General features: G+C 57.4%; 21 protein-coding genes and 1 tRNA gene. 5 read left to right on the forward strand and 17 right to left on the reverse strand.

Annotated elements, in window-relative coordinates:
- Nucleotides 1-135: 135 nt before the first annotated feature.
- The 3 genes from BLQ09_RS14695 to BLQ09_RS14705 all read right to left on the reverse strand — a co-directional run bounded on the left by BLQ09_RS14695 (nucleotide 136) and on the right by BLQ09_RS14705 (nucleotide 1,507).
- Nucleotides 136-519 (reverse strand): hypothetical protein, encoded by a 384-nt coding sequence (locus BLQ09_RS14695; protein ID WP_092357576.1) that lies wholly within the window; start codon nucleotides 517-519, stop codon nucleotides 136-138.
- 91 nt (nucleotides 520-610) lie between these two features.
- Nucleotides 611-901: a hypothetical protein gene (locus BLQ09_RS14700; RefSeq protein WP_256568790.1), complete on the reverse strand. Its 291-nt coding sequence runs from the start codon at nucleotides 899-901 to the stop codon at nucleotides 611-613.
- Nucleotides 902-1,111: 210 nt separating this feature from the next.
- On the reverse strand, nucleotides 1,112-1,507 hold the full coding sequence (locus BLQ09_RS14705) for a DUF6957 family protein (protein WP_092357580.1): 396 nt from the start codon (nucleotides 1,505-1,507) through the stop codon (nucleotides 1,112-1,114).
- A gap of 169 nt (nucleotides 1,508-1,676) precedes the next feature.
- Here BLQ09_RS14705 and BLQ09_RS14710 point away from each other — a divergent pair, with 169 nt between their 5' ends.
- Complete coding sequence (locus BLQ09_RS14710; RefSeq protein WP_092357582.1) at nucleotides 1,677-2,141, forward strand: helix-turn-helix domain-containing protein; 465 nt, start codon at nucleotides 1,677-1,679, stop codon at nucleotides 2,139-2,141.
- Between the two features lie 137 nt (nucleotides 2,142-2,278).
- Here the strand turns inward: BLQ09_RS14710 and BLQ09_RS14715 are convergent, their stop codons facing one another.
- The 4 genes from BLQ09_RS14715 to BLQ09_RS14730 form a co-directional block, all read right to left on the reverse strand.
- On the reverse strand, nucleotides 2,279-2,932 hold the full coding sequence (locus tag BLQ09_RS14715) for a hypothetical protein (protein ID WP_139202116.1): 654 nt from the start codon (nucleotides 2,930-2,932) through the stop codon (nucleotides 2,279-2,281).
- 4 nt (nucleotides 2,933-2,936) lie between these two features.
- Entirely contained in the window at nucleotides 2,937-6,344 is a 3,408-nt protein-coding gene (locus BLQ09_RS14720; protein ID WP_092357586.1) for a hypothetical protein, read from the reverse strand.
- Nucleotides 6,337-7,683, reverse strand: a complete 1,347-nt coding sequence (locus tag BLQ09_RS14725) for a tyrosine-type recombinase/integrase (RefSeq protein ID WP_256568791.1) — start codon at nucleotides 7,681-7,683, stop codon at nucleotides 6,337-6,339. The genes BLQ09_RS14720 and BLQ09_RS14725 overlap by 8 nt, the downstream gene beginning before the upstream one ends.
- A 969-nt stretch (nucleotides 7,684-8,652) precedes the next feature.
- A tRNA-Ser gene (locus BLQ09_RS14730) sits at nucleotides 8,653-8,740 on the reverse strand.
- Between the two features lie 285 nt (nucleotides 8,741-9,025).
- Here BLQ09_RS14730 and BLQ09_RS14735 point away from each other — a divergent pair.
- The gene (locus BLQ09_RS14735) at nucleotides 9,026-9,697 is read left to right on the forward strand and encodes a Bax inhibitor-1/YccA family protein (protein WP_027607314.1); all 672 of its coding nucleotides are present in this window, start codon (nucleotides 9,026-9,028) and stop codon (nucleotides 9,695-9,697) included.
- A gap of 63 nt (nucleotides 9,698-9,760) precedes the next feature.
- Here the strand turns inward: BLQ09_RS14735 and murB are convergent, their stop codons facing one another.
- The 8 genes from murB to BLQ09_RS14775 all read right to left on the reverse strand — a co-directional run bounded on the left by murB (nucleotide 9,761) and on the right by BLQ09_RS14775 (nucleotide 16,616).
- A complete protein-coding gene (gene murB / locus BLQ09_RS14740) occupies nucleotides 9,761-10,780 on the reverse strand; it encodes a UDP-N-acetylmuramate dehydrogenase (RefSeq protein WP_027607315.1) in 1,020 nt (339 codons plus the stop codon).
- Nucleotides 10,777-11,241: a low molecular weight protein-tyrosine-phosphatase gene (locus BLQ09_RS14745; protein ID WP_027607316.1), complete on the reverse strand. Its 465-nt coding sequence runs from the start codon at nucleotides 11,239-11,241 to the stop codon at nucleotides 10,777-10,779. Before BLQ09_RS14745 ends, murB begins: the two co-directional genes overlap by 4 nt.
- On the reverse strand, nucleotides 11,241-12,005 hold the full coding sequence (gene kdsB, locus BLQ09_RS14750) for a 3-deoxy-manno-octulosonate cytidylyltransferase (RefSeq protein WP_027607317.1): 765 nt from the start codon (nucleotides 12,003-12,005) through the stop codon (nucleotides 11,241-11,243). Before kdsB ends, BLQ09_RS14745 begins: the two co-directional genes overlap by 1 nt.
- On the reverse strand, nucleotides 12,002-12,187 hold the full coding sequence (locus BLQ09_RS14755; RefSeq protein WP_003174668.1) for a Trm112 family protein: 186 nt from the start codon (nucleotides 12,185-12,187) through the stop codon (nucleotides 12,002-12,004). Before BLQ09_RS14755 ends, kdsB begins: the two co-directional genes overlap by 4 nt.
- 23 nt (nucleotides 12,188-12,210) lie before the next feature.
- Entirely contained in the window at nucleotides 12,211-13,221 is a 1,011-nt protein-coding gene (gene lpxK, locus BLQ09_RS14760; RefSeq protein WP_074847165.1) for a tetraacyldisaccharide 4'-kinase, read from the reverse strand.
- A complete protein-coding gene (locus tag BLQ09_RS14765; protein ID WP_027607319.1) occupies nucleotides 13,221-13,649 on the reverse strand; it encodes an ExbD/TolR family protein in 429 nt (142 codons plus the stop codon). The genes lpxK and BLQ09_RS14765 overlap by 1 nt, the downstream gene beginning before the upstream one ends.
- Complete coding sequence (locus BLQ09_RS14770; protein WP_027607320.1) at nucleotides 13,646-14,281, reverse strand: MotA/TolQ/ExbB proton channel family protein; 636 nt, start codon at nucleotides 14,279-14,281, stop codon at nucleotides 13,646-13,648. The genes BLQ09_RS14765 and BLQ09_RS14770 overlap by 4 nt, the downstream gene beginning before the upstream one ends.
- 109 nt (nucleotides 14,282-14,390) lie before the next feature.
- On the reverse strand, nucleotides 14,391-16,616 hold the full coding sequence (locus tag BLQ09_RS14775; protein WP_256568792.1) for a ComEC/Rec2 family competence protein: 2,226 nt from the start codon (nucleotides 16,614-16,616) through the stop codon (nucleotides 14,391-14,393).
- A 135-nt stretch (nucleotides 16,617-16,751) separates the two neighbouring features.
- On the opposite strand from BLQ09_RS14775, the gene BLQ09_RS14780 reads away from it, so the two are divergent.
- Nucleotides 16,752-17,267: a DUF2062 domain-containing protein gene (locus BLQ09_RS14780; RefSeq protein ID WP_065940048.1), complete on the forward strand. Its 516-nt coding sequence runs from the start codon at nucleotides 16,752-16,754 to the stop codon at nucleotides 17,265-17,267.
- A 3-nt stretch (nucleotides 17,268-17,270) separates the two neighbouring features.
- On the opposite strand, the gene BLQ09_RS14785 is transcribed toward BLQ09_RS14780, so the two are convergent.
- Both BLQ09_RS14785 and BLQ09_RS14790 read right to left on the reverse strand, forming a co-directional pair.
- Nucleotides 17,271-18,638, reverse strand: coding sequence for a sensor histidine kinase (locus BLQ09_RS14785; protein WP_092357590.1), 1,368 nt, complete (start codon nucleotides 18,636-18,638; stop codon nucleotides 17,271-17,273).
- A complete protein-coding gene (locus BLQ09_RS14790) occupies nucleotides 18,628-19,356 on the reverse strand; it encodes a response regulator transcription factor (protein WP_092357592.1) in 729 nt (242 codons plus the stop codon). The genes BLQ09_RS14785 and BLQ09_RS14790 overlap by 11 nt, the downstream gene beginning before the upstream one ends.
- Nucleotides 19,357-19,561: 205 nt before the next feature.
- On the opposite strand from BLQ09_RS14790, the gene BLQ09_RS14795 reads away from it, so the two are divergent.
- Both BLQ09_RS14795 and BLQ09_RS14800 read left to right on the forward strand, forming a co-directional pair.
- Entirely contained in the window at nucleotides 19,562-22,315 is a 2,754-nt protein-coding gene (locus tag BLQ09_RS14795) for a response regulator (RefSeq protein WP_092357594.1), read from the forward strand.
- Nucleotides 22,316-22,338: 23 nt separating this feature from the next.
- Nucleotides 22,339-23,328, forward strand: a complete 990-nt coding sequence (locus BLQ09_RS14800; RefSeq protein WP_092357596.1) for a 2-hydroxyacid dehydrogenase — start codon at nucleotides 22,339-22,341, stop codon at nucleotides 23,326-23,328.
- The last annotated feature ends 26 nt before the right edge of the window (nucleotides 23,329-23,354 follow it).

A 23,354-nucleotide genomic window follows, 5' to 3' on the forward strand; every position in this document is an offset into this window, starting at 1 on the left:
CGTGAAAGGGTTGTCTCTGTCGTACGCTTCATAGATACCAGATGCGATAGAGATCACCTCGCCCGCTTTCAAGACCATGGCGGACATATACCCATCGACTCCCTCAGTCCTCGACTGTCCCGGACAACCACTCCCCTACTGCAACACGTGCGGGGACAGATGGTGATGCCTCCTAGACAACCGCAGAAACTGGCGAAGGCTCGCACGCCCATTGTCACGCTGGAACGTAGCTAGCACGTACCGCGAATTTACGGTTGTCATCACCCAGAACCGGCCTTCACGCTCGATTTTGACTACATCAGAAGTGCGGATCAAATGACCATCTCCAAACCGCCCATACTGGTCTTTTCTCTTGTGGCCAAAAACAACACCGATGCCTGCGCGAGACCTGATGGAAACACCGCATAGATAGGCGGTCACTGGCACATCAAAGCCTTGCTCCTGAGCTTTTATAATTCGTTTGAGATCAAAATCTGTATGGCGCTTTCCGTGAAAATTGACATCAATGGTGTCGAGCATATATGCGCTCCAATGGGCAGTCCATATGGCGTTATCAGGAATCTCACACGCAACCAGAGGTGCTGGTATCGTGCGGAATTCTTGGTAAATTTCAGGCAGATCGAATCATGCTTGAGAGAAAGACGGGCCTCAGGTTAGCCAGCGCTTCAATCTTGAAATCTCGCTGGTGTGAGGTGTGATACACCGCCCCTTTAGCCACTTCCAGCAAGCAAACCTCAGAACCAAACCTGTCCTCACCTACGGTTACTCTGGTTAACCGTTCCATCTGCCAGCCTCCGGACTTATTCATCCAAGATGGCGTCACAGCCATAATCTCGGTGATAGCTAAATCCACACCTTGGCTTACCAACATTTTTTGAAGCTGGTGGGTGTCGTCAATCATCACCGCGCACTCGCTGAGCCGACCCTCGTTTTCGACGCTAAGGGTTAAGTGATACCAAGGCGTTCGGAGCAGCCTTGAGACTCCACGCCAATGGGACACGCCCTCCCCGAACATTCCTGGGACGCCTATCAGGTCGTTGTGTAAGGTTCTGAACATGTGTTGCCTCAAACTGCTGGAGCACGTCAGTTGCCCAGCAGAACCGGTGGGTAATCAGAAAAGAGAAAATATCGCTTCGATAGAAGCAGACTTACGATGGCCTGGGCCAAGCAAGACGTAGACCGTGTTGCGTGTTTCGAATAGGTAGCCTTCTTTGAAAGCGGTGCCCATGCTTGAGCGCACCCAATGACCTGGTTCGAAACGCCGCTGCTCGTCATCCACAACTTTGTGGGCAAACATAAACATTGGTTGGCAGCCTGCTGCGGTAACTTTCGCTCGCTCTTCGTCGGTGACGATGGCATCTAGGACGATCCACTCCTCGACGACGCATAGGGGCATCCATTTGTAGCGCTTTCTGGCTACATTAAGGGCCTCGTCTATAGCGAGTCTGCAGCCTTCCAATTTAGTCCCATCATCCCCCAACAGCCCATCGTCGATAAGACTGCCCATCCACTCCTCCCTAATTGCATGAATTGACGACACCCACCAACAGCAGCAGAGATCGATTGCGGCGCAATACTCACATGTCATCTTGACCAATGCGCCACTCATATCAATATATAGATTTGTGTGACGCTAGGCAAACACGGCATACCGTCTACTTTTGCGGGTATGGAAAATGTCGCTGCGTAAATCCTTCGCAGCAGCGCTCAAGCTGCTTCGCACACAAAGTGGTTTTTCTCAGGTTGAGATCTCCAAAACCGTTGTGCAATCCCACGTCAGTCAGCTCGAGAGTGCATTGACCACTGCTACAGTCGACGTGAGCTACGAGCTCGCCTGCGCCCTAAGTATTCAACCACTGACGTTGTTCACGCTGACACTCGCTGGACACGAGCAAAAGACGGGGCGCCAAATGCTTCTAGACTGCTTGGCTGAGCTAGAAAAATTAGATTTAGCGGATACGCTCCTACCAGATGAACCACCAGCAAAAATGACGCCAGCGATGGTAGAAGCTAGAAAGAAGTGGGTCGCAGTACAGGAAATGAAAGCTCAAGGTTTAACCCAAGCAGAGGTGCGCAAGCGACTAGCCCTACCTGAGCCGACAGTTCGTAGGCTCTGGCATCGAGAATCGGCGGGCGACTAAGAGGACGGCAGACGAGTGCAACCTTAGATTAGATAGCTATCCATCAACCAGAAAAAGTGCTTTGAGTTGAGATGTGCTAAATCGTAAAAGATTTATTTTAAATACGGAGCTACTCCATATTTTCCTAGGGTAAAGTTTTATAAATCCAGTTTCTGACGCAAGCCCTCAAGCCGCAATAGGTCATCGTACGTAGCAATCAAGTCCATCGGCCCATGCAAGCCAGCAACCGTGAAATCTTTATCTTCCTCACCTGGCATTTTCGTAACAAACATCCCGCCTGCGCCACTTAATACGTCATCAAGCATACCAATAACGAACTTAAGATCGTCTGATAAGCAAGCATTATCTTTTAGCAATTTTTCGCCATCTAGACTCGATACAGAGTCGCCTGAATCAAGATTTCGGATCGTCAGTTTAAGCTGTTCAATGTGGCCCGCCAGACTAGCATTTCGTATTTTTAGCGCTTCGAAGTCCGAGGAGCTTATCGAGACTGGAACGCAAGATTCCACATTCTGACCTAGATGCTGCTCAAGGATTTGCCGGTACTTATCATTTCTCAACAGCGTGATGTGACTGATAGGTTTAAAGACTTTAGCTTGGATCTCACTTGGCAAGCCTAAATAGTTCCTTAACTCAATTTCGGCGACGATTTTGGCAACTGCTTTAGCCAAATTAGTTATATTTTCATAGTTAGCAGATGACAAAACATCCAAGGCACTTTGGATACGTGCAATTCGAGCAGCCCTAGCCTCCTCCCTGTGTTCTTCAAATGTATCAACGCGCGATGCCAAGAGATTACCCCTCCGGTAGAATGACCCCAATTTTAGCAGACATGGATTGCACAGGCTTAGCTTCCAAGGACGGATTAGCAGCAGCGTGTCCAATTTTAACCACATCCCTCACATTCAGCACTCCGGCGGTAAGCATGCTCGCAATCTGGGAGGATAGCTGATGGCTCGGAGGCCTGGGGTCGACACGCAACAGTTCTTCAAACTTACCTTGCCGCACAAGCATCATGCTACGCATGTAAGCAAATTTTTGATCAAGACGCGCACTGTTAACATCAGGAAAGTTTTGAACGTCGATAAGACGCTTCAGCAGGTGCTCACCTTCTGAAAGGTGAATTTTCTTATAATGAGCGGTCAACCCTTTCTTATCCGTGAGAAATAGGCTTTTGACATCCCCATCAGTAGCCATTTTGTAGAGCTGTTGTTCAATTGCTTCAAGAGCACAAGCCTCCCTAGCATGGCGGTCGTATTCACTATTGAGCGTCTCCTCCACCTGGTGATTCCGAGAGGACGGTTTCAGAGCCTGGTACTCCCTCAGTTTGTCCAAGACACCCCGCATCATTTCTTTAGACTTATCTTTTTCCGCACACACGGCTGCCAGATGATCAACGCCTCGAATTGCGTAGGGGCAAAGTGCGCACGGTCTACCCACGCCGAGTTGATCCACAACCTCTTTCGGACAATGGTTGTTAAAAGGACAGATATGACAGTTGTTATATGCCAGTGTTGTGTAACGTTTGGCGCGCAAAACCTCCAGGCCGTTTTGCTCTTCCTTAACACCAGTCAAGCTCATCAGACCATGAGTCTCAATAGCCTTAATTGGGTCTTGATGTACGCTGTCCTTCAACCTTGCATTCAGCTTGAGAACCGCCTGCGCAAGTTCTGGCGCTTCACCACCTTGAAGCTTGTCCATATTCTTGGTCATATAGTCAGCGAGTAGCTTCTGGTGGTCGGGCATATTTTCATCATCGAAAATGGTGTAATACCATACCAGCTCTTCCGTCTGCCCCGTCATAAATTGACCAATGATAGAAGGTGGCAGGAAGCGCATCGCCTCAGTCACAAATCCAGCACGCAAACCGTGAGGGGTATGCGGACTGCTGAGTGAGCTCACTGAAACCTTACTCAGAGACAAATCGTCGTATCCTGCGATAGGCGTTTTCTCATTCGGTGCGGTCTTAATGAAAACCAAATCCTCACCAGAGTCATCTTCCATAATGATCTTGATGAAATACTGAAGAATCATCAAAAAAATAGGAAAATGCCGGTTATTTTTCCAGTTACTGTCTGTGGTACCTGAATTACGAAAAAGAGGTTTGTATTGACCAAATTTCGAACCCTCTGTCATACCATACCAGAGATCTTCCTTATAAGACTCGGAACTGCACGAGTCATACCATTTCTTTTGTCGATCCATGATATGGATAACATGCCTGGACACAATGGCAGTCCATTCACCATGAGACTTATCTGAACTTACGAAAAGCGGCGCTAAAGGACTCTTCCAGTAGCGATCCAGAACACAATCATATTTATCCTTGTTAAGCCACGCGAGGTGGTGCTGACGAAGCCCCGTCTCGCACATAAGCTGTGTCAATCGTACCTCGTTGGGAGAGACGAGTTGCAACACACGCCCTCCAATTTCGAAGTCAACAATTTTATAAAAGCGGGGTAAGAAATCAAACCTATATATCTGTTTCTCATGATAAAAAATAGGCGTGTAATTCAACAGGGATTGGTTGACCTGTTCCATGCCCTGAACCTCCCGCGAAATCAACCCCGCCCATGCATGGGAGTGCAGAAGGTCAGCCATAGACGGCTGAAGTAGCTTTCCATCCATTACGCCGTAATTGATGTCCATTTCCTTCCGACCTGCGACGAATGGCATCAAATTGATATGCTCGGCCAGGTACTCAAGGCTATAGAGCATGCTGAGAAATGTGGCGAAATAAGGGCGTGGGATAGGGCGCTTCACTGTTCCCGACTTCTTTTCAATCGACGGAAAGCAAGAACTTGTGAAAGTACACTTAGATTCGTTAGCGTCAGGCAAGGCAAGACGATTATCTTCAACATACTCACAGAAGTGCTGCATAATCAACACTCGCGAATAGTGAGTTTCATTAGTCCAACCATGCGCTCTAGCGAACGCCTCCACATATGTCAAAAAAGTATGAGGCGGAACCCGCAAATATTTGATAACGCCGTCTAAAAAAATTGATTCACGTGTAAAATACAGACTACAAGAAAATTCATTAAGTGTCCTGGGATAGTTTTCAAGCGACCCGTCACGGCGCATGAAGAAATTCGGTAGGTAGGCTAACAAATAGCTCATAAGCATACCAAGCATGAACGTGTGGCCGTCCGACTTCTGCAACCGCTTAGACTTCAAAAAAGATCTGAAAACGGCGTCAATATGAAGCGCAAACGCCTGTACTTGCGGATGCGACCATTCAAAAAAAGGGAACCGGGCGCCCTCCTCTCCTAAACTGAAGATTTCTCTGATACGAGGTGAGGGGAAGTGGGCTTTGAACGTTTCTTTGAAGTCGAAATCACGATTTCCAGAGGCTAACTGTTGCGCTACTTCAAACGACCTCAAAACCGACTCTTCAGCTGCAGTCTTTACCTTCACCTTAGTCGAGACGCGACGTCCCAAGCGAACACGCTCCGGCTTTGCTACTAGCTTAGATATCTTGTATTGGGCAAAGATCGCTTCTACTAACGCCTTTTTTTCTTCGCACGCGGCAGTAACACTCAGGAGGAAGTCGTTGACGTAATACCTACGAAGCGGCAAGACGCCAACACCGTTCGCACTATCAAATAACTTCTGACAGTCCTCCGACTGGATATCATCCACACCATAAAAGTTTGTACTCAGCAGCAACCTCAGCCAAAAATTAACTCGACTACTTCCGTCATTGAATTCGCCTCTTTTGAAGATACTCGCGATCTTTGACTCAGGATGCAGGCCCCGAATCAAGGTGAGCGACTCAACATCAAGCTTCTCACAGAGCATATCAAAACACTCAATCTGATGATTGATTGTCTGAATTGACAACGGTGCAATCAGCACTCTCCGCCCCCAAAGGGCAATGAACACCATACGAAAAAATTGGCTCAGTGCCGGGCCGTAGGAGGGTGGTGTATTTGCGAGCGTGCGGTCGACATCGCTAAGCGTGACTTCACTATCACGAAATGTCACTTGCAAAAGAGCATCGAGTTCTAGTCTTCCCCACCTACTGATATCGACGCCACAATTCAAAACCACCTCAACCTTATAAGCTAAGGAAGTGGTGCTGCTTACACCATGAACTTTCCTGTAAATTTGGTGTACAAGCGAGACGGCCTGTCGAAACTCGCCATTCAGTTGCTCGTCGGAAACCAACCAAATAGCGCTGTTCTTATTCAAATTAATCATGCCGCCTCCCTACAGAGATCAAAAGCTTCAACTGCTCAATTTCACTCTCCAGATGTTCGATCTGCACTTGAGTTACGCTGAAATTAGATGCAGACATTCGAAGCATGTTAATCGCGGCAAATGTCGCTTCGAGCATTTTTGCATCCTTGCGCGCGTAACGTTCCGTAGATTTAATTGACTTATGCCCCATCAACGTCTGCACCACTTTGAGCTCCAACCCGAACTTGTTTTTACCCGCTGGATTAGGACAATGATTAACAAGATAATAGGCGTACATATGGCGCAATGAATGGAAGCCATAGCTAGTGCCCGTCAAGTTGGCTGCGGCTCTACTGAATCGTTCCCAAACTGCTTGGTAGGATAGAGGCATAGCATTGCCATTTTTGAGGTTACGAAAAAGAAAACGATGCAGAACTGGACGGCGCCGTTCTTTTTCCTTTGCACGCTGCTCTTCGTTGTAGAGACCAAGGTTGTACCAAAACATCGAGGCAAATGGCTCAATTAGGAAAGTACCGGGCTTGTCCCTTCCTTTATGATTAAGCTTATTCAGATCTGCTTCAGACATGTAATCAATCAGCACATCCCGACGCGTATCAGGATCTACGATATATATCTTGTTCAGATTCGGATGCTCAGTGTCGATTTCAATATCATCAAGCAGTACCGTCAGGGCTTCTGAAATCCTACAACCAGATGCAGCGATTAGCGACCACAGCACCTTGTCTCTCAGACAAAGTGCACAGTCGATCAGAGCTTTGCACTTATCAATAGGAAATGCTATCTCGTCGCCCCCAAACTCATCTGTGCGCGCCAAAGTTGACGCCTTTGATTTGGGTGCAAGATTTTGCATCTTGATTCGCTTCGCACCGCCTGCAAGGCAACCCGCTAACCAACTATTAGCTTTAATAGATGCACTGACAGCCTTAGGAGCATCAATGTGTTTAGAGATAGTAAGGGGCATCATCGAGATCGCCGCTTCAGATACATAACCGCTGCGCTGCATTTGAAGCAAGCCGTCTCGCATAGCCTCACTAGCAGCGATGAAACGGTTTACTGCAACAAGATGCACACCGACAGATGCCCCCGAAATTTTCGGGGAACCCAGCGCCTTTGCGGCTTCACGAGCGATCGGTGCATCACTACCTTCTCCGAAGACCAGATAACTTTCATAGCTATCCAAAGCATCATTGAGAAGAGTCGGGGTAAGGCCATGGTTATAGATGCTGACTTGGTGCATAAAGTTAAGAAGGCTTTGAACCGCATAGCAGTACGCCTTAACGGTTTTGAATTTCTTCAATTTGGCTAGTTGATAAGCCCAGCTATCGAAAAATTCAGACATCGCCTGATCCGGACAGAGGAGCCGGAAAGTAGGGATACCGTTACGGGTGGTTTCATACAGTTCTACGTGTTTCATAACCTGACATGCGCCCTTATATAGTTCTTCAGAGCATGACTGGCTCCAAATTTCGGGCGCATCCTTTCACATCAAAATGATCAACGCAATAAGATGCAATAAATTAGTTGCATCTTACAGTATGCTCGCAGCATACCGTTTTTTAAACGCTCAATGAGGGCAGCTCTGATTGCGTGACACCGCTCCCAATAGAGGGCTAGCCATATCGTCGCAATTAACAGTGACGGACGAAACAGGTGGCTCTGCGTCCAAGCGAATGCTTTGTCAGCTCGGGCTCTCCTATGACGCACATCCCATCTCGTTTACCGCTGCTAAGGGAACGGAAGCTTTTTAAGACAAGAAATGGATTCAAGCTGGCGCCACATCGGCGGCTTCTCGCTACCAAAAATCCAGCGACATCGTGCGGGGAGGAGGAGCCGGGAATCGGAGGAAATCGGTCTCTGAACGAAGACTCTGCACGGAACGTAATTTTGCCGAAGGAGGAAGCCAATCAGTTCGCCAATCTGAAAATGTCCCTACCGAGCATCTTACGCCGCAGCTTTTTCATTCTTCTAGTCATCAACGGGGCATCACAATGTGCACATGCCCTCTCCTTTGGCCACATCAGACTCTGGGCTCTAGCTCATATTAGGATTGCGGCAAATCGCCCGACCAGCGAACCACGTTCATTTATTGGACGTGCGTCTAGGGGAAGCACAGAGAGAAGTGAAAGGTAGTTACCCCCCCCAAAGCGTCAATTGAAAGGATTGATAAGGTGCAACTGGAATTGTTGCACTCTTAGAGACCACTCATTTTATCCAGTGAGTGGAACGCCCTACCCCATCTCTCGGCCGAAAAAACACAAAAAAAGGGCCTAGATTTTCATCTAAGCCCTTGATTTTGTTGAGTTCGCGGCGGGAAACCAGGGATTCGAACCCTGGGAACGCTATTAACGTTCGCCGGTTTTCAAGACCGGTGCATTCAACCACTCTGCCAATTTCCCGTTTATTCCGATGAAGCAATGAAGCGGTACAACAAGGTGCAACTGGAGATAGCCTTAGATAAGAACCCTGGGAACGCTATTAACGTTCGCCGGTTTTCAAGACCGGTGCATTCAACCACTCTGCCAATTTCCCTTGTGCATCACAGGATTAGGATAGCCCATCCTGTCTCAGCGGGCGCCATAATACCCGAATGAAACACACTGTCAAACTCTCGCCATCGCTTGTTACAGAGCGTCTGTTATGATCTTTGCGACTGAACGTTTCAAAACCGAAGGAGTGTCGCCATGCGCGAACAGAATTACGCAGTGAATGGTAACGCGCAGGCTGAGCAGCTTGAAGTCAGCCGCGTGTTGCGCAACACCTATGGACTGCTCGCCCTTACCCTCGCATTCAGCGGCTTAATGGCGTTCGTGGCCCAGCAGATGCACGTCGGCTACCCGAATATCTTTGTCGTACTGATCGGTTTCTATGGCCTGTTCTTCCTGACCAACAAGCTGCGTGACTCGGCCTGGGGCCTGGTGTCGGCGTTTGCCTTGACCGGTTTCATGGGCTTTATCCTCGGCCCGATCCTCAACCGTTACCTCGGCATGGCCGGTGGTGCGGAAGTGGTCAGCTCGGCGTTTGCCATGACCGCCCTGGTGTTTGGTGGTCTGTCGGCCTACGTGCTGGTCACCCGCAAGGACATGAGCTTCCTGGGTGGTTTCATCACCGCGGGCTTCTTCGTGTTGCTGGCGGCGGTGGTGGCGGGCATGTTCTTCCAGATCAGCGGCCTGCAACTGGCGATCAGCGCGGGTTTTGTGCTGTTCTCCTCCGTGTGCATCCTGTTCCAGACCAGCGCCATCATCCACGGCGGTGAGCGCAACTACATCATGGCGACCGTCAGCCTGTATGTGTCGATCTACAACCTGTTTATCAGCCTGTTGCAGATCTTCGGCATCATGAGCCGCGACGACTGATTTACTTGTTGCATAAAAAATGCCCCGTATCGAAAGATGCGGGGCATTTTTGTTTTCACTGCATTAGTACTGGTTGGGTTCCATTTCCAGCTCGACCTTGAAACGCTGGGCGATGTCGCGCTGGATACGCTGGGCCAGGTTGGCAATATCGTGCCCTGTGGCGCCGCCATAGTTGACCAGCACCAGCGCCTGCAGGACATGCACGCCGGCATCGCCGTCACGAAAGCCCTTCCAGCCGGCCTTGTCGATCAGCCAGCCAGCGGCCAGCTTCATCTGCCCATCCGCCTGCGGGTAAGCTACCAGGTCCGGATACTGCGCCTGTAACTCTTCAGCCAGGGCCTTGGACACCAGCGGGTTCTTGAAGAAGCTGCCGGCATTGCCAAGCACTGCCGGGTCGGGCAATTTTTCGCTACGGATACTGCAAATCGCGCGACTGACATCGCTCGGTGTCGCCTCGGTGATCCCCTGCCCTGCCAGGCGCTGCTGCACTGGGCCGTAGTCGAGCTTGAGGCGGCTGGCGCGACTCAGGGCGAAGCGTACCCGCAGGATCAGCCAGCGCCCGGTTTCGTGCTTGAACAGGCTGTCGCGGTAGGCAAAGTTGCATTCTTCCAGGCTGAAGTCACGCAACTCGCCCGTCTGGCGATCGAGGGCGGTCAAGCCGGCAAAGACGTCCTTGATCTCCACGCCGTAGGCACCGATGTTCTGCATGGGGGCAGCACCGACGGTGCCGGGGATCAGGCTGAGGTTTTCCAGGCCGCAGAAGCCCTGCTCCAGGGTCCACAGTACAAACGGGTGCCAGGCTTCGCCGGCTTCGGCTTCGACCACCACCTGCATGCCATCATCCTGAAGCACCCGAATGCCCTGGGTGGCCATACGCAACACCAGAGCAGGAATGTCCTGGGTCAGCAGCAAGTTGCTGCCACCGCCAATCACCAGCAAGGGCAACGCCTGGGTCGACGCATAGGCCAGTGCCTCGCGCACATCGGCGTCACTGCGGGCCTCGGCGAAGAGTTGGGCACGCACATCAATGCCAAAGCTATTGAATGGCTTGAGCGACACCTGCGTCCGCACTTGCAAGGTCATAACCGTCCCTTCAATTCGATCACCAGTAAATCGCACGCCCGCTCGATCAGGTCCAGGACCCGTTCGAAGCCTTGTTCACCTTCGTAGTAGGGATCCGGCACCTCGTCCACTTCAGCCTCATAGCGGCGCAGGAACAGGTCCAGCTCCGCCTTGCCCTGGCCGGGCTGCATGGCCTTGAGGTTGCGCAGGTTGCTGTGGTCCATGGCCAGGATCAGGTCGTAGCGCGCAAAGTCGGCGCGGGAGACCTGCCGGGCCCGCTGGGCCGACAAATCGTAGCCGCGCACCAGCGCCGCACGTTGGCTGCGCGGGTCCGGCGGGTTGCCGACATGCCATTCGCCGGTGCCGGCGGACGCAACATCGACCTGCCCCGCCAGCCCGGCTTCGCGCAATTTATGGCGCAGTACGCCCTCGGCGGTGGGCGAGCGGCAGATATTGCCCAGGCAGACAAACAGAACCTCCATCAGGCCCCCAGCAGGCGACGGACGCGCTCAAGGTCTTCCGGGGTATCGACACCCGCAGGCGGTGCTTCCAAGGCGTCCCCCACGTGGATACGTACACCGTGCCAGAGGGCTCGGAGCTGCTCCAGGGATTCGGTGTTTTCCAACCAGCAAGGCCCCCAACTGACGAAGTCATGCAGGAAACCGGCACGGTAGGCGTAGATGCCGATATGGCGACGGTACGGCACGCCTTGCGGCAACAGGTCAGGGTTCCTGGCGAAGGCATCACGCGCCCAGGGCAAGGTCGAACGGCTGAAAGTCAGCGCCAGGCCGTTGACATCACTGACCACCTTGACCACGTTCGGGTTGAACAGGGTGTCGATGTCTTCAATCGGCTCGGCCAGGGTCGCCATACGCGCTTCACCATGGGCGGCCAGGTTGGCGGCCACCTGGTCGATCACGCCCGGCGGGATCAACGGCTCGTCACCTTGCACATTGACGACGATGGCGTCGGGCGCCAGGCCCAACTGCGTGGCCACTTCGGCCAGGCGATCGGTGCCGGAGTTGTGATCTTCACGGGTCAGCACCGCTTCGGCGCCGAACCCTTTGCAGGCTTCGATGATGCGCGGGTCATCAGTGGCCACCACGACACGCTCAGCGCTGCTTTTGCAGGCCTGCTCCCACACCAGCTGGATCATCGGCTTGCTGCCGATCAGTTGCAGTGGCTTGCCCGGCAGGCGTGTCGAGGCGTAGCGGGAAGGAATGACAACGGTAAAGGCTGTGGTCATTTATCCAGGCGCTCGTCGGTGGTCAGGGTGCGGGCTTCGCTTTCCAGCATCACCGGGATGCCATCACGGATCGGGTACGCCAGGCCGGCGCCCTTGCTGATCAGCTCGGTTTTATCGGCGCTGAGCTTGAGCGGGCCTTTGCAGATCGGGCAAGCGAGGATGTCGAGCAGTTTGGTGTCCATGAGTGTTTCCTGGATAGCAGCGTTTAAGGCAAAAGACGGGCGGGCAGCAGACGCATCAGCTGCGTGTCGAACCAGGCGACGAACGCCGGCGACGGCACCGCATCCACCGCAAGGTACCACCAGTCGGGCTGGGCAAAGGCGCGGCACTTCACCGCGTCCTTCTCGGTCATGACCAGTGGCAATGACGGGGTAAAACTCAAGACCTCGGCACTGTAGGGCGCATGGTCGGCGAAAGCATGGGGAATCGGCTGCCAGTGTAGCGTTTCGAGGGTGTTGAAGAAACGTTGCGGGTTGCCGATACCGGCAACCGCATGTACCTGCTGCCCCTCAGGAAAGTAAGCCAGCGACTGGCGCTCGCCGCTGTGCAGGTTGACCAGTGCGGTGGGTTGCAGGCGAAACCCAAAGCCATCGTCGCGATCCGAGCCGGCACCGTTGTAGAGCAATGCATCCACACTGTGCAAACGCTCAACCGGTTCGCGCAATGGCCCCGCCGGCAGGCAACGGCGATTGCCCAGGCCCCGGGCGGCGTCGATCAGCACCAGTTCCAGGTCACGGGCCAGGCGGTAGTGTTGCAGCCCGTCGTCGGAGAGGATCAGGTCGAGGGTCTCGCTGGCAAGCAGGGCCTGCACCGCACGACTGCGATCGGGATCGATCATCAGCGGCACGCCGCAGCGCTGCACGATCAGCAAAGGCTCGTCGCCCGCCACAGTGGCGCTGTGGCTCGCCTCGACGCGCCATGGCAACTGCGGCGGCTTGGCGCCATAGCCGCGACTGACCACACCCACCCGCAGGCCACTGCGCCGACAGTGTTCGATCAACCACAGGATCAACGGCGTCTTGCCGGTGCCGCCCACGGTGATATTACCGACCACCACCACCGGCACCGGCGATTGATAGATCTCGCCCTCTCCCGCCAGGAACCGCGCGCGCTTGCGCTGCACCACCCGGCGATACAAAGACTCCAGTGGCCGCAACAACGCCAGCGCCGGATGGCCCTCGTACCAGGCCTTGAGCAAACGATCGGACATGGCCATCAGGGTTGGCTCGCCGCCTCGACAGTGCTCATGCGCAGATGGCTGAAACCGAGCTTGCCGGCGGCGTCCATCGCCGTGATCACGGCCTGGTGCTGGGTCTTGCCATCGGCACTGATGGACAACGGCATCTTGGTATCGCCGCCGGACTCTTTCTCCAGGGCCGCCATGAGGCTGGCGAGGTCGTTTTTCTCCAGCACCTGGTTATTCACCGAAAACGCCCCGTCGGCGCTGATGGCGATGTCCAGTTGCTTGACTTCCTGGTCTTCGGCCGGCGAACCACTCACGGCTTCCGGCAGGTCGACGCGCAGTTCGGTCTGCCGGGTGAAGGTGGTGGTGACGACAAAAAACAGCAGCAGGATAAACACCACGTCGATCAACGACGCGAGGTTGATGTCGACATTTTCCCGTTGCTTGCGGCGAAATTTCACGCTTTGCCCCCAACCAGGTCCACATCACGGTCGCCCTGCACCACTTCCACCAGCTTGATGGCTTCCTGCTCCATACCGACCACCAGTTCATCGATGCGCCGCTGCAGGAAACGGTGGAAGAACACCGAAGGAATACCGACCATCAGGCCCGCCGCCGTGGTAATCAGGGCCTTGGAGATACCGCCGGCCAGCACGGCCGCGTTGGTGGTCATGCCCGAGCCCATGAACGAGCTGAAAATATCGATCATGCCCAGTACCGTCCCCAGCAAGCCGAGCAACGGCGCCATGGCTGCGATGGTGCCGAGGGCGTTGATATAGCGCTCAAGTTCATGGATAACCCGGGCGGCGGCCTCTTCGATGCATTCTTTCATGATCTCGCGACCATGCTTGGAATTGGCCAGGCCGGCGGCGAGGATCTCACCCAGGGGCGAGTTGGCGCGCAGTTCCTTGAGTTTGTCCTTGTCCAGTTGCTTGTTCTTGATCCAGCTCCAGACCTGCCCCAGCAGATGCTCGGGGGTGACGCGACTGGCGCGCAGGGTCCACAAACGTTCGGCAACGATGCCGAGTGCGGCGATGGAGCTCAGGATGATGGGCAACATCATCCAGCCGCCAGATTTGACCAATTCCCACACAGTGAATGTCCCCTCGAAAAAGTGCGCCACTTTACCATATAGGTTCGGCGGCGGGGTTCGTCGGCCATGGACCCGTCTGTCCCAGGCGCCGGTCTTTGGCATGGCCGGCTCAGGGTAACGTTTCGCGCCAAAAACGGCGTTGACTACGCGCAACAGTCGGTGGCTGGAAAGCCCCTAATTGCACACGCACCGCGCCCTGCTCGGCACTGTCGTATATCTGGCTGCCCAGTCGCTGGTAGCGCTCTACTACCTGCGGGTGAGGATGGCCGAACGCATTGCCACGCCCACGGGAAATCAGCACCGACGTGGGCGCCAGCCGCTGTAGAAAAGGCCACGACGACGAACTGCGGCTGCCATGGTGAGGCGATTGCAGCCAATCGGTGCGCACTGCCAGCGAAGACGCGAGAAATGCTCGCTCGGCAGCCCGATCAATATCCCCCGTGAGCAGCAGCCGCTCACCATTGGCCTGGACCTGCAGAACACAGGACTTGGGATTGCCATCAATCGCATCAGGCCACTGCCACAGCTCGAATGCCACACCGTCCCACTCCCACCGTTCGCCGCTGACACAGGGCTGGGTGGCGAGAAACCCGGGCAACCCCTCGGTTTCACCGCCCACGACACGCCGGATCGGCAACCCTCGGGCCACAGCCGACGCCCCACCGGCATGATCGGCGTCGGCGTGGCTCAGCAGCATCATATCCAGCGTCCCGACGCCGAGTTTTTTCAACGCAGGCACTACCACACGGGCACCAAGGTCAACCGTCCCCGAACGCGGGCCGGCATCGTAGAGCAACGTGTGATGGCGGGTACGCAGGATCAAGGCCTGACCTTGCCCGACATCCAGTTGCACCACCTCCACCCGCCCATGGGGCACGAGCTCGCGGGGTGGAAACACGGCCAACAACAGCAGCGGCAAGCCCAGGGGCCGAAACGGCACGCCGCTGGGCAGCAGTAACAGCACCGCGCCGACCAGGCTGATCAGCCAGTAACCCAGGGGCACCTCGGCCGGTATCCAGGCAGGCATTAGCCCAGCGAGCCATGCCAAGCTCCGGAACAACCCGTCAAGCGCCCCACCCGCCAGCCACAACAAGCCCTCACCCGCATACGGCAGCGGCAACAATGCGCTCCCCAGCAAGGCCAGGGGCAACACCACCAGGCTGATCCACGGCACGGCAACCAGGTTGGCCAGCGGCGCACTGACGCTGACGGGCAAGCCGAGCACCAGCAACACAGGAAACAGACCAACGGCAATCAAGCACTGGGGGCGTGTCCATGCCTGCCAGACACTCCACGGCCCCAAGCGCCCACCAAATCCCAGGACCAGCACCGCGACAGCCATGAAGGACAGCCAGAATCCGGGTTGCAGGCTGGCCAGTGGCTCCAGGATCAGCACGCCATTGAGTGCCAGCAACAACGGCCACCAGAAGCCCAGATGACGAAAGCGCAGGCGCCACAACAACACCAGCCCCACCATGGCGCAGGCCCGTTGCACCGGCACGCCAAACCCTGCCAGCAGGCCGTACCCCAGCGCGGCGGCAAACGCCAGGCCGCACGCCCAAGGCAGCCACGGCCAGGTACGGGGCCAGCAGCCGTAGCGTGCAAGTAGCGCGACCAAGCCGTAGATCAACCCCGCCAGCAAGCCAATGTGCTGGCCGGAAATCACCAGCAGGTGCACCGTGCCAGTGTCCTGCAACACCTGCCAGTCTTCGGCCGCCAGCCCGGAGCCATCCCCCAGCACCAAAGCCGCCAGGCCCGCCTCGCGGCCTTGGGCGTCCACCGCCATCAGGCGTTGGCGGACCGTGTCACGCCAGGCATGACGCGCCGGCGCCAGGCGCTCACCATCCTTCACCGAGCCGGTGGCGCCAATGCGCTGGGCCAGCAGCCAGGCCTCCTGATCGAAACCGTGAAAATTGAGCAGCCCGGCAGGCCGTTTCAGCGTTACGGCCAGACGCCAGCGCTCGCCGCTGCGTATCGGCGGCCCGCCGTGCCAAAACACCCGGATGCGCTTGGGCAACCGGGCGTTGCGCGCCTGGCTGTCGGCCAGCTCAAAACGCACGCCCTTCCCTGTCTGCTGCGGCAACCCGGTTACACGGCCTTCCAGCCATCGCGTCTGGCCATCCAGCACCGGCCGTAGTCGATCATCCAGCGCCCACTGCGCGCTGATGCAGGCCCAGCTCAAGCCCAGCAGGAAAAATGCCAGTGGCGACGTACGAAAAGGCAATAGCATCAATGCCAGCACCAACATGGCTATCAGCCACCCCGTCGACGGCAACGCCGGTAGAAAGCGCAAGGCAAGCAACCCCAGCGCGAGCGCGAACATCCCTGTCTTCATGAACCCTCCTTTTCAAGTGATCCACTCAGTCTTAGACGAGGGCCCAGCGTGTCCTATGATGTTTTGTCACAAAGTCTGAATTTTCTGTTTATAGAATGCGGGCATACTTGCCCCTCGAACTGACCTGGACCCCCTATGCCTCGGCGCTTATTCAAACGGTACATGCCCGACCCCACCAGTATCAGGGAACACAAGTCATTACAGTTTCTTGGCACGTTGCTGCACGACCCGAACCTCTGGCACCTGAACCGGCACTCCGTGGCACGCGCCATGGCCGTGGGTTTGTTCGCGGCGTTTATCCCGATCCCGTTGCAGATGCTGCTGGCGGCAGTGCTGGCGATCACCGTGCGCGGCAATATGCCCATCGCCATCAGCCTGGTATGGCTGACCAACCCGATCACCATGCCGGTGGTGTTCATCTGCACCTACATGACCGGCGCCTGGCTGATGAATGTGCCACCGCGCAGCCTGCCCGACGACCTGACCTGGGAATGGATCAGCGGCCAGTTGAGCACCCTGTGGCAGCCCTTCCTGCTGGGTTCGGTGGTGTTGGGGCTGGTGCTGGGCGCACTGGCCTACTGCCTGACCATGGGGTACTGGCGCTGGTGGGTCGCGCACCAATGGAAAAAGCGCAGGCAGCGCCGAGGCTGAGACCTATCGCGCCGGCAACCGCAGGTGCACACGCAGGCCCTGGCCGGTATTTTCCGCCCACAGGCTGCCGTCCTGGCGTTGCACGGCATTGCGCGCGATGCTCAGGCCCAGCCCGAAGCCACCATCGCCGGGCCTCGAACCGTCCAGCCGCGTAAACGGCGCAAAGATTCGCTCCAGATCCTGCTCATCGATTCCCCCGCCCTGGTCTTCCAACCAAAGGTGCCAATACTCCCCTTCGCGGCATCCATCCAGGCACACGACCCCCTGCGCCGGGGAATGGCGTATGGCGTTGCGCAGGATATTCTCCAGGGCCTGGGCCAGGGCATTCAGGTTGCCCCGCACCCAACTGTCGGCGCCCAGAAAGCAGGGCAGCCGCGATGCCGGCCAACCGCTTTCAAAGCACGCGTTCTCGCGCAGCATGTCCCACAGCGCCTGCACCTGAATATCTTCTTTGGGCAGCGGCGCCCGCTCGGTATCCAGCCAGGCCAGTTGCAGACTGTCTTCCACCAGGCGCTGCATGGCGTCGATCTCCCGCCCCAGCCGCTCACGCAGGCGCGCAAGATCCTGCTCACTGTCACAGGCCACCCGCAAACGGCTCAAGGGCGTGCGCAGTTCATGGGACATGTCCCTTAACAGCTGCTGTTGCAGCATCACCGTACCCTGCAAGCGCTCGGACATATGATCAAACGCGCGCCCCAGCTCGCCCAATTCGTCCTGGCGGCTGGTGGCGTCGTGGGACATCCGCGTATTCAACTGATCGGCACGCCATGCGTTGGCCTGCTCGCGCAGTTGATTGAGGGGCATGATCAGCAACCGATAGAGGCCGATGCACAGCAACAAGGTAAAAAGGCCGGGAATCACGCCGTTGGTCAGCACCCGCCAGAACAGTTGGTAGCGCCCCGGCATAAAGCGCTGCGGCAGTTCAATCACCAGCGAACCGGCGCCCGGATCCACCGCAAACGGGATCTTCAACCACGGCAACCCCTTGACGTGGCGACTGACCGGCCAGTCCAGGCCCCGCAGGAAGGTCAGGCGCTGGCTTTCCGTATCGGTCAGCGGGTAGCTGCTCAACGACTGCAAGTCATTGCCGATCACCCCGACCCACGTGCTTTCGCGCTTGCCCATTGCCTGCAGCCACGCATCGACGCCGGCATTGCCGCCCTGGTTCCAGGCCTGCTCGGCGCCTGCCGCATAACCACTCAAGGTGCTCCTGGCCTCATCGGACAGGTAGGCGTTCTTTTGCTCCATGTACCGACCCCAGGACCAACTGAGCCAGATCATCAGCAAACAGAAGGCGATCAGCAGGCAGGCGAGCTTCCAGAATAACGAGTGCCTGCCCGGCAGCCGTTTCAGCGATGCCTCAAAGCCCATGGTCGTGACCGCTCAGCACATAGCCCTTGCCCCACACCGTGCGCACCTCACGCTCGGTGTAGCCGATGGCCTTGAGCTTGCGGCGGATCTGGCTGATATGCATGTCGAGGCTGCGATCATGGGGCGCATAACCCCGTTGCAACACGTGCTGGTAGAGGAAGGCTTTGCTGAGGACTTCTTCAGCGTTGCGATGCAGGGTTTCCAGCAGGCGGTATTCGCTACGGGTCAGGCCCGCCCAGCGCTCCTGATGAAAAACATCGCACAGCTCATCATCGAAACGCAGCGTGCGGGTGTCCTCGCGCACGGGCGCAAGCGTCGGCAACGGGCGCCGATCCAGGGCCACCCGACGCAGGATGGCTTCGATACGCACGCGCAGCTCAACCATGCTGAAGGGCTTGGGCAGGTAATCATCGGCCCCCAGGCGAAAACCGCTGACGCGATCGGTTTCAGCGCCCAGGGCCGACATCAGGATCACCGGAATCGAATGGCTCCGGCGCAAATGGGTGAGGATCGACAAGCCATCCAGGCCCGGCAGAAGAATATCCATCAACACCACGTCGAATGCCTGGTCGCGCGCCATCTCCAGGCCCTGCTGACCGTTCTGGCACCAGGTGACCTGGAAGCCACAGCGCCCCAAATGCTCGTGCACATAGGCACCCAGCACGGGGTCATCTTCAATTGTGAGGATACGGGGTAGGCCAACTGCCGCGGGATTCATTAGCGTCTGCAAGTCATTCTCAATCACTGATTATTCAAGATAACCCCGCCGCAGGCAATCGCCACACGGTGCCCAACGGCCCGAAGATTGCCGTCTGTCATTAATTTGCAAGATTCCAGGCCGCGCAAATGGCTACACTGCGCAGGTGGCGCGGGCCGGATGCCGGCGCGGAAGATTGATATCAGTGTGGTAGCAGGAGAGTGGCGTGCTTAAACGAATGGGGATAAAAGGCCGCGTACTGTTGCTGACCTTATTACCGACCAGCCTGATGGCCCTGTTGTTGGGAGGGTACTTCACCTGGATGCAGCTCTCGGAGTTGCAGGCCCAACTGCTGCAACGCGGCGAAATGATCGCCGAGCAGCTGGCGCCCCTGGTGGCCCCCGCCATGGGCAGCAGGAATACCGACCTGCTGGAGCGTATCGCCACCCAATCCCTGGAACAGACGGACGTGCGCACCGTGGCATTCCTGGCGCCGGACCGCACGCCCCTGGCCCACGCCGGCCCGACCATGCTCAACCAGCCGCCGGTCGGCAACAGCTCCCACCTGCTGCAACGCACCGGCAACGACGCCACGCGCTACCTGCTGCCGGTGTTTGGTCGCCATCGCAACCTGGCGGGCGATTTGATCCCCGATGAAGCCGATCGCCTGCTCGGCTGGGTCGAGGTGGAGTTGTCCCACAACGGCATGTTGCTGCGCGGCTATCGCAGCCTGTTCGCCAGCCTGCTGCTGATTGCCATCGGCCTGATCTGCACTGCGGCCCTGGCCTTGCGCATCAGCCGTACGATCAACGCGCCGATTGGCCTGATCAAGCAAGCGGTGGCCCAACTCAAGGACGGCAACCTGGAAACCCGCCTGCCACCCTTGGGCAGCCAGGAGCTGGATCAACTCGCATCGGGCATCAACCGCATGGCCGAAACCCTGCAAAATGCCCGGGAAGAATTGCAGCACAGCATCGACCAGGCCACCGAAGACGTGCGCCAGAACCTGGAAACCATCGAGATCCAGAACATCGAGCTGGACCTGGCGCGCAAGGAGGCCCTGGAGGCCAGCCGCATCAAGTCCGAGTTCCTGGCGAACATGAGCCATGAAATCCGCACGCCGCTCAACGGCATACTCGGCTTTACCCACCTGCTGCAAAAAAGCGAGCTGACCCCGCGCCAGTTGGACTACCTGGGCACCATCGAAAAATCCGCCGACAACCTGCTGGGCATCATCAACGAAATCCTCGATTTCTCGAAGATCGAGGCCGGCAAGCTGGTGCTCGACAGTATCCCGTTCAACCTGCGGGATCTGCTGCAAGACACCCTCACCATCCTCGCTCCCGCCGCCCATGCCAAGCAGCTGGAACTGGTCAGCCTGGTGTACCGCGACACGCCGCTGGCGCTGGTGGGCGACCCGCTGCGGCTCAAGCAGATCCTCACCAACCTGATCAGCAATGCGATCAAGTTCACCCGCGAAGGCACCATCGTGGCCCGGGCGATGATCGAGGACGAGCAGGAAGACAGCGTGCAACTGCGCATCAGCGTGCAGGACACCGGCATCGGCCTGTCCAGCCAGGACGTGCGGGCGTTGTTCCAGGCGTTCAGCCAGGCCGACAATTCACTGTCGCGCCAGCCCGGCGGTACGGGGCTGGGCCTGGTGATTTCCAAGCGCCTGATCGAACAAATGGGCGGTGAAATCGGCGTCGACAGCACGCCGGGCGAAGGTTCTGAATTCTGGATCAGCCTGAACCTGCCCAAGACCCGCGACGACGTCGAAGACCTGCCCTGCGCGCCGTTGCTGGGCCATCGCGTGGCGGTACTGGAAAACCACGACCTGGCGCGCCAGGCCCTGCAGCACCAATTGGAAGACTGCGGCCTGGAAGTAACGCCGTTCAATACCCTGGAAAGCCTGACCAACGGCATCACCAGCGCTCACCAGACCGAGCAGGCTATCGACCTCGCGGTACTCGGCGTGACCGCCAACGATATTCCGCCCGAGCGCCTCAACCAGCACCTGTGGGACCTCGAACACCTGGGTTGCAAGGTGCTGGTGCTGTGCCCCACCACCGAACAGATGCTGTTCAACGAGTCGGTACCCAACCCCAACAGCCAGTTGCAGGCCAAGCCGGCGTGTACCCGCAAGCTGCGCCGTGCGCTGTCCGACCTGATCAGCCCGCGGCCGTCCCGCAGTGAACCGGGCGAGCCGTTGTCCAGCCGTGCGCCGCGTGTGCTGTGTGTCGACGACAACCCGGCAAACCTGCTGTTGGTGCAGACCCTGCTGGAAGACATGGGCGCGCAGGTCCGTGCAGTGGAAAGCGGCTACGCGGCGGTCGACGCGGTGAAACAGGACACCTTCGACCTGGTGCTGATGGACGTGCAGATGCCGGGCATGGACGGACGTCAGAGCACCGAGGCGATCCGCCAGTGGGAAAGCGAGCGCCATGGCACGCCCTTGCCGGTGGTCGCCCTCACCGCCCATGCCATGGCCAACGAGAAGCGCGCCTTGCTGCAAAGCGGTATGGACGATTACCTGACCAAACCCATCAGCGAACGGCAACTGGCCCAGGTAGTGCTGAAATGGACCGGCCTGGCCCTGCGCAACCAGGTGCCGGAGCGCGCCGTCGAAGGCCTGGGCCCCGGGGTGCAATTGCCGGTGCTGGACCACGAGGAAGGCCTGCGCCTGGCCGCCGGCAAGATGGACCTGGCGGCCGACATGCTGGCCATGCTGCTGGCCTCCCTGGAAGCCGACCGCCAGGCCATTCACGTCGCCCGTGAGGCCAAGGACAACCTGGCCCTGATCGAACGCGTCCACCGTCTGCACGGCGCCACCCGCTACTGTGGCGTGCCGCAACTGCGCGCCGCCTGCCAGCGCGCCGAAACCCTGCTCAAGCAGGACGACGCCAAGGCCGTGACCGCGCTGGACGAGCTGGACATGGCCATTGCACGGCTGGCCAGTGAAGCGCGGGTCAGCGCCTGAATTCATCAAAAAGGAAGCCTTTGATGCGCGTGATTCTTTTCAGCAGCCAGACCTACGACCGCGACAGTTTCCTCGGCGAGCCCTTGCCGCACGGCCTGGAACTGCAATTCCAACCCGCCCGGCTCAACCTCGACACCGTCGCCCTGGCCGAACACCACGAGGTGGTCTGCGCCTTTATCAACGACGACCTCAGTGCCCCGGTGCTGGAACAGCTTGCCAAGGGCGGCACGCGGTTGATCGCGTTGCGTTCGGCCGGCTACAACCATGTGGACCTGCCTGCCGCCAAACGCCTGGGCCTGACCATCGTGCGCGTCCCGGCCTATTCGCCCCATGCGATCGCCGAACACGCGGTGGCCCTGATCCTCGCCCTCAACCGCCGCCTGCATCGCGCCTACAACCGCACCCGCGACGGCGATTTCAGCCTGCATGGCCTCACCGGCTTCGACCTGGTGGGCAAGACCGTCGGCGTGGTCGGCACCGGCCAGATCGGCGCCACGTTCGCCAGGATCATGGCGGGCTTCGGTTGCCGGCTGCTCGCCTACGACCCGTTCCCCAACCCCCAGGTCCAGGCCCTCGGCGCTGACTATGTGAGCCTGCCGGAGCTCTTGGCCCAGGCCCAGATCATCAGCCTGCACTGCCCGCTGACCGCCGACAGCAAGCACCTGATCAATGCGCACTCCCTGGCGCGGATGCAACCCGGCGCCATGCTGATCAACACCGGTCGCGGTGGCCTGGTCGACACGCCGGCGCTGATCGAAGCACTCAAGGACGGCCAGCTCGGCTACCTGGGGCTGGATGTGTACGAGGAGGAAGCCCAGCTGTTTTTCGAGGACCGCTCCGACCTGCCCTTGCAGGACGACGTGCTCGCGCGCCTGCTGACCTTCCCCAACGTGATCGTCACCGCACACCAGGCGTTCCTCACCCGCGAAGCCCTGGCGGCGATTGCCGGCACCACATTGGCCAATATTGCGGCATGGGCCGATGGCCGGGCGCAGAACCTCGTCGAAGGATGATCAGCGGTCACATACCAGGCTCATGA

It is taken from the genome of Pseudomonas sp. NFACC25 (assembly GCF_900100935.1).
GTDB classification, from domain to species: domain Bacteria; phylum Pseudomonadota; class Gammaproteobacteria; order Pseudomonadales; family Pseudomonadaceae; genus Aquipseudomonas; species Aquipseudomonas marginalis.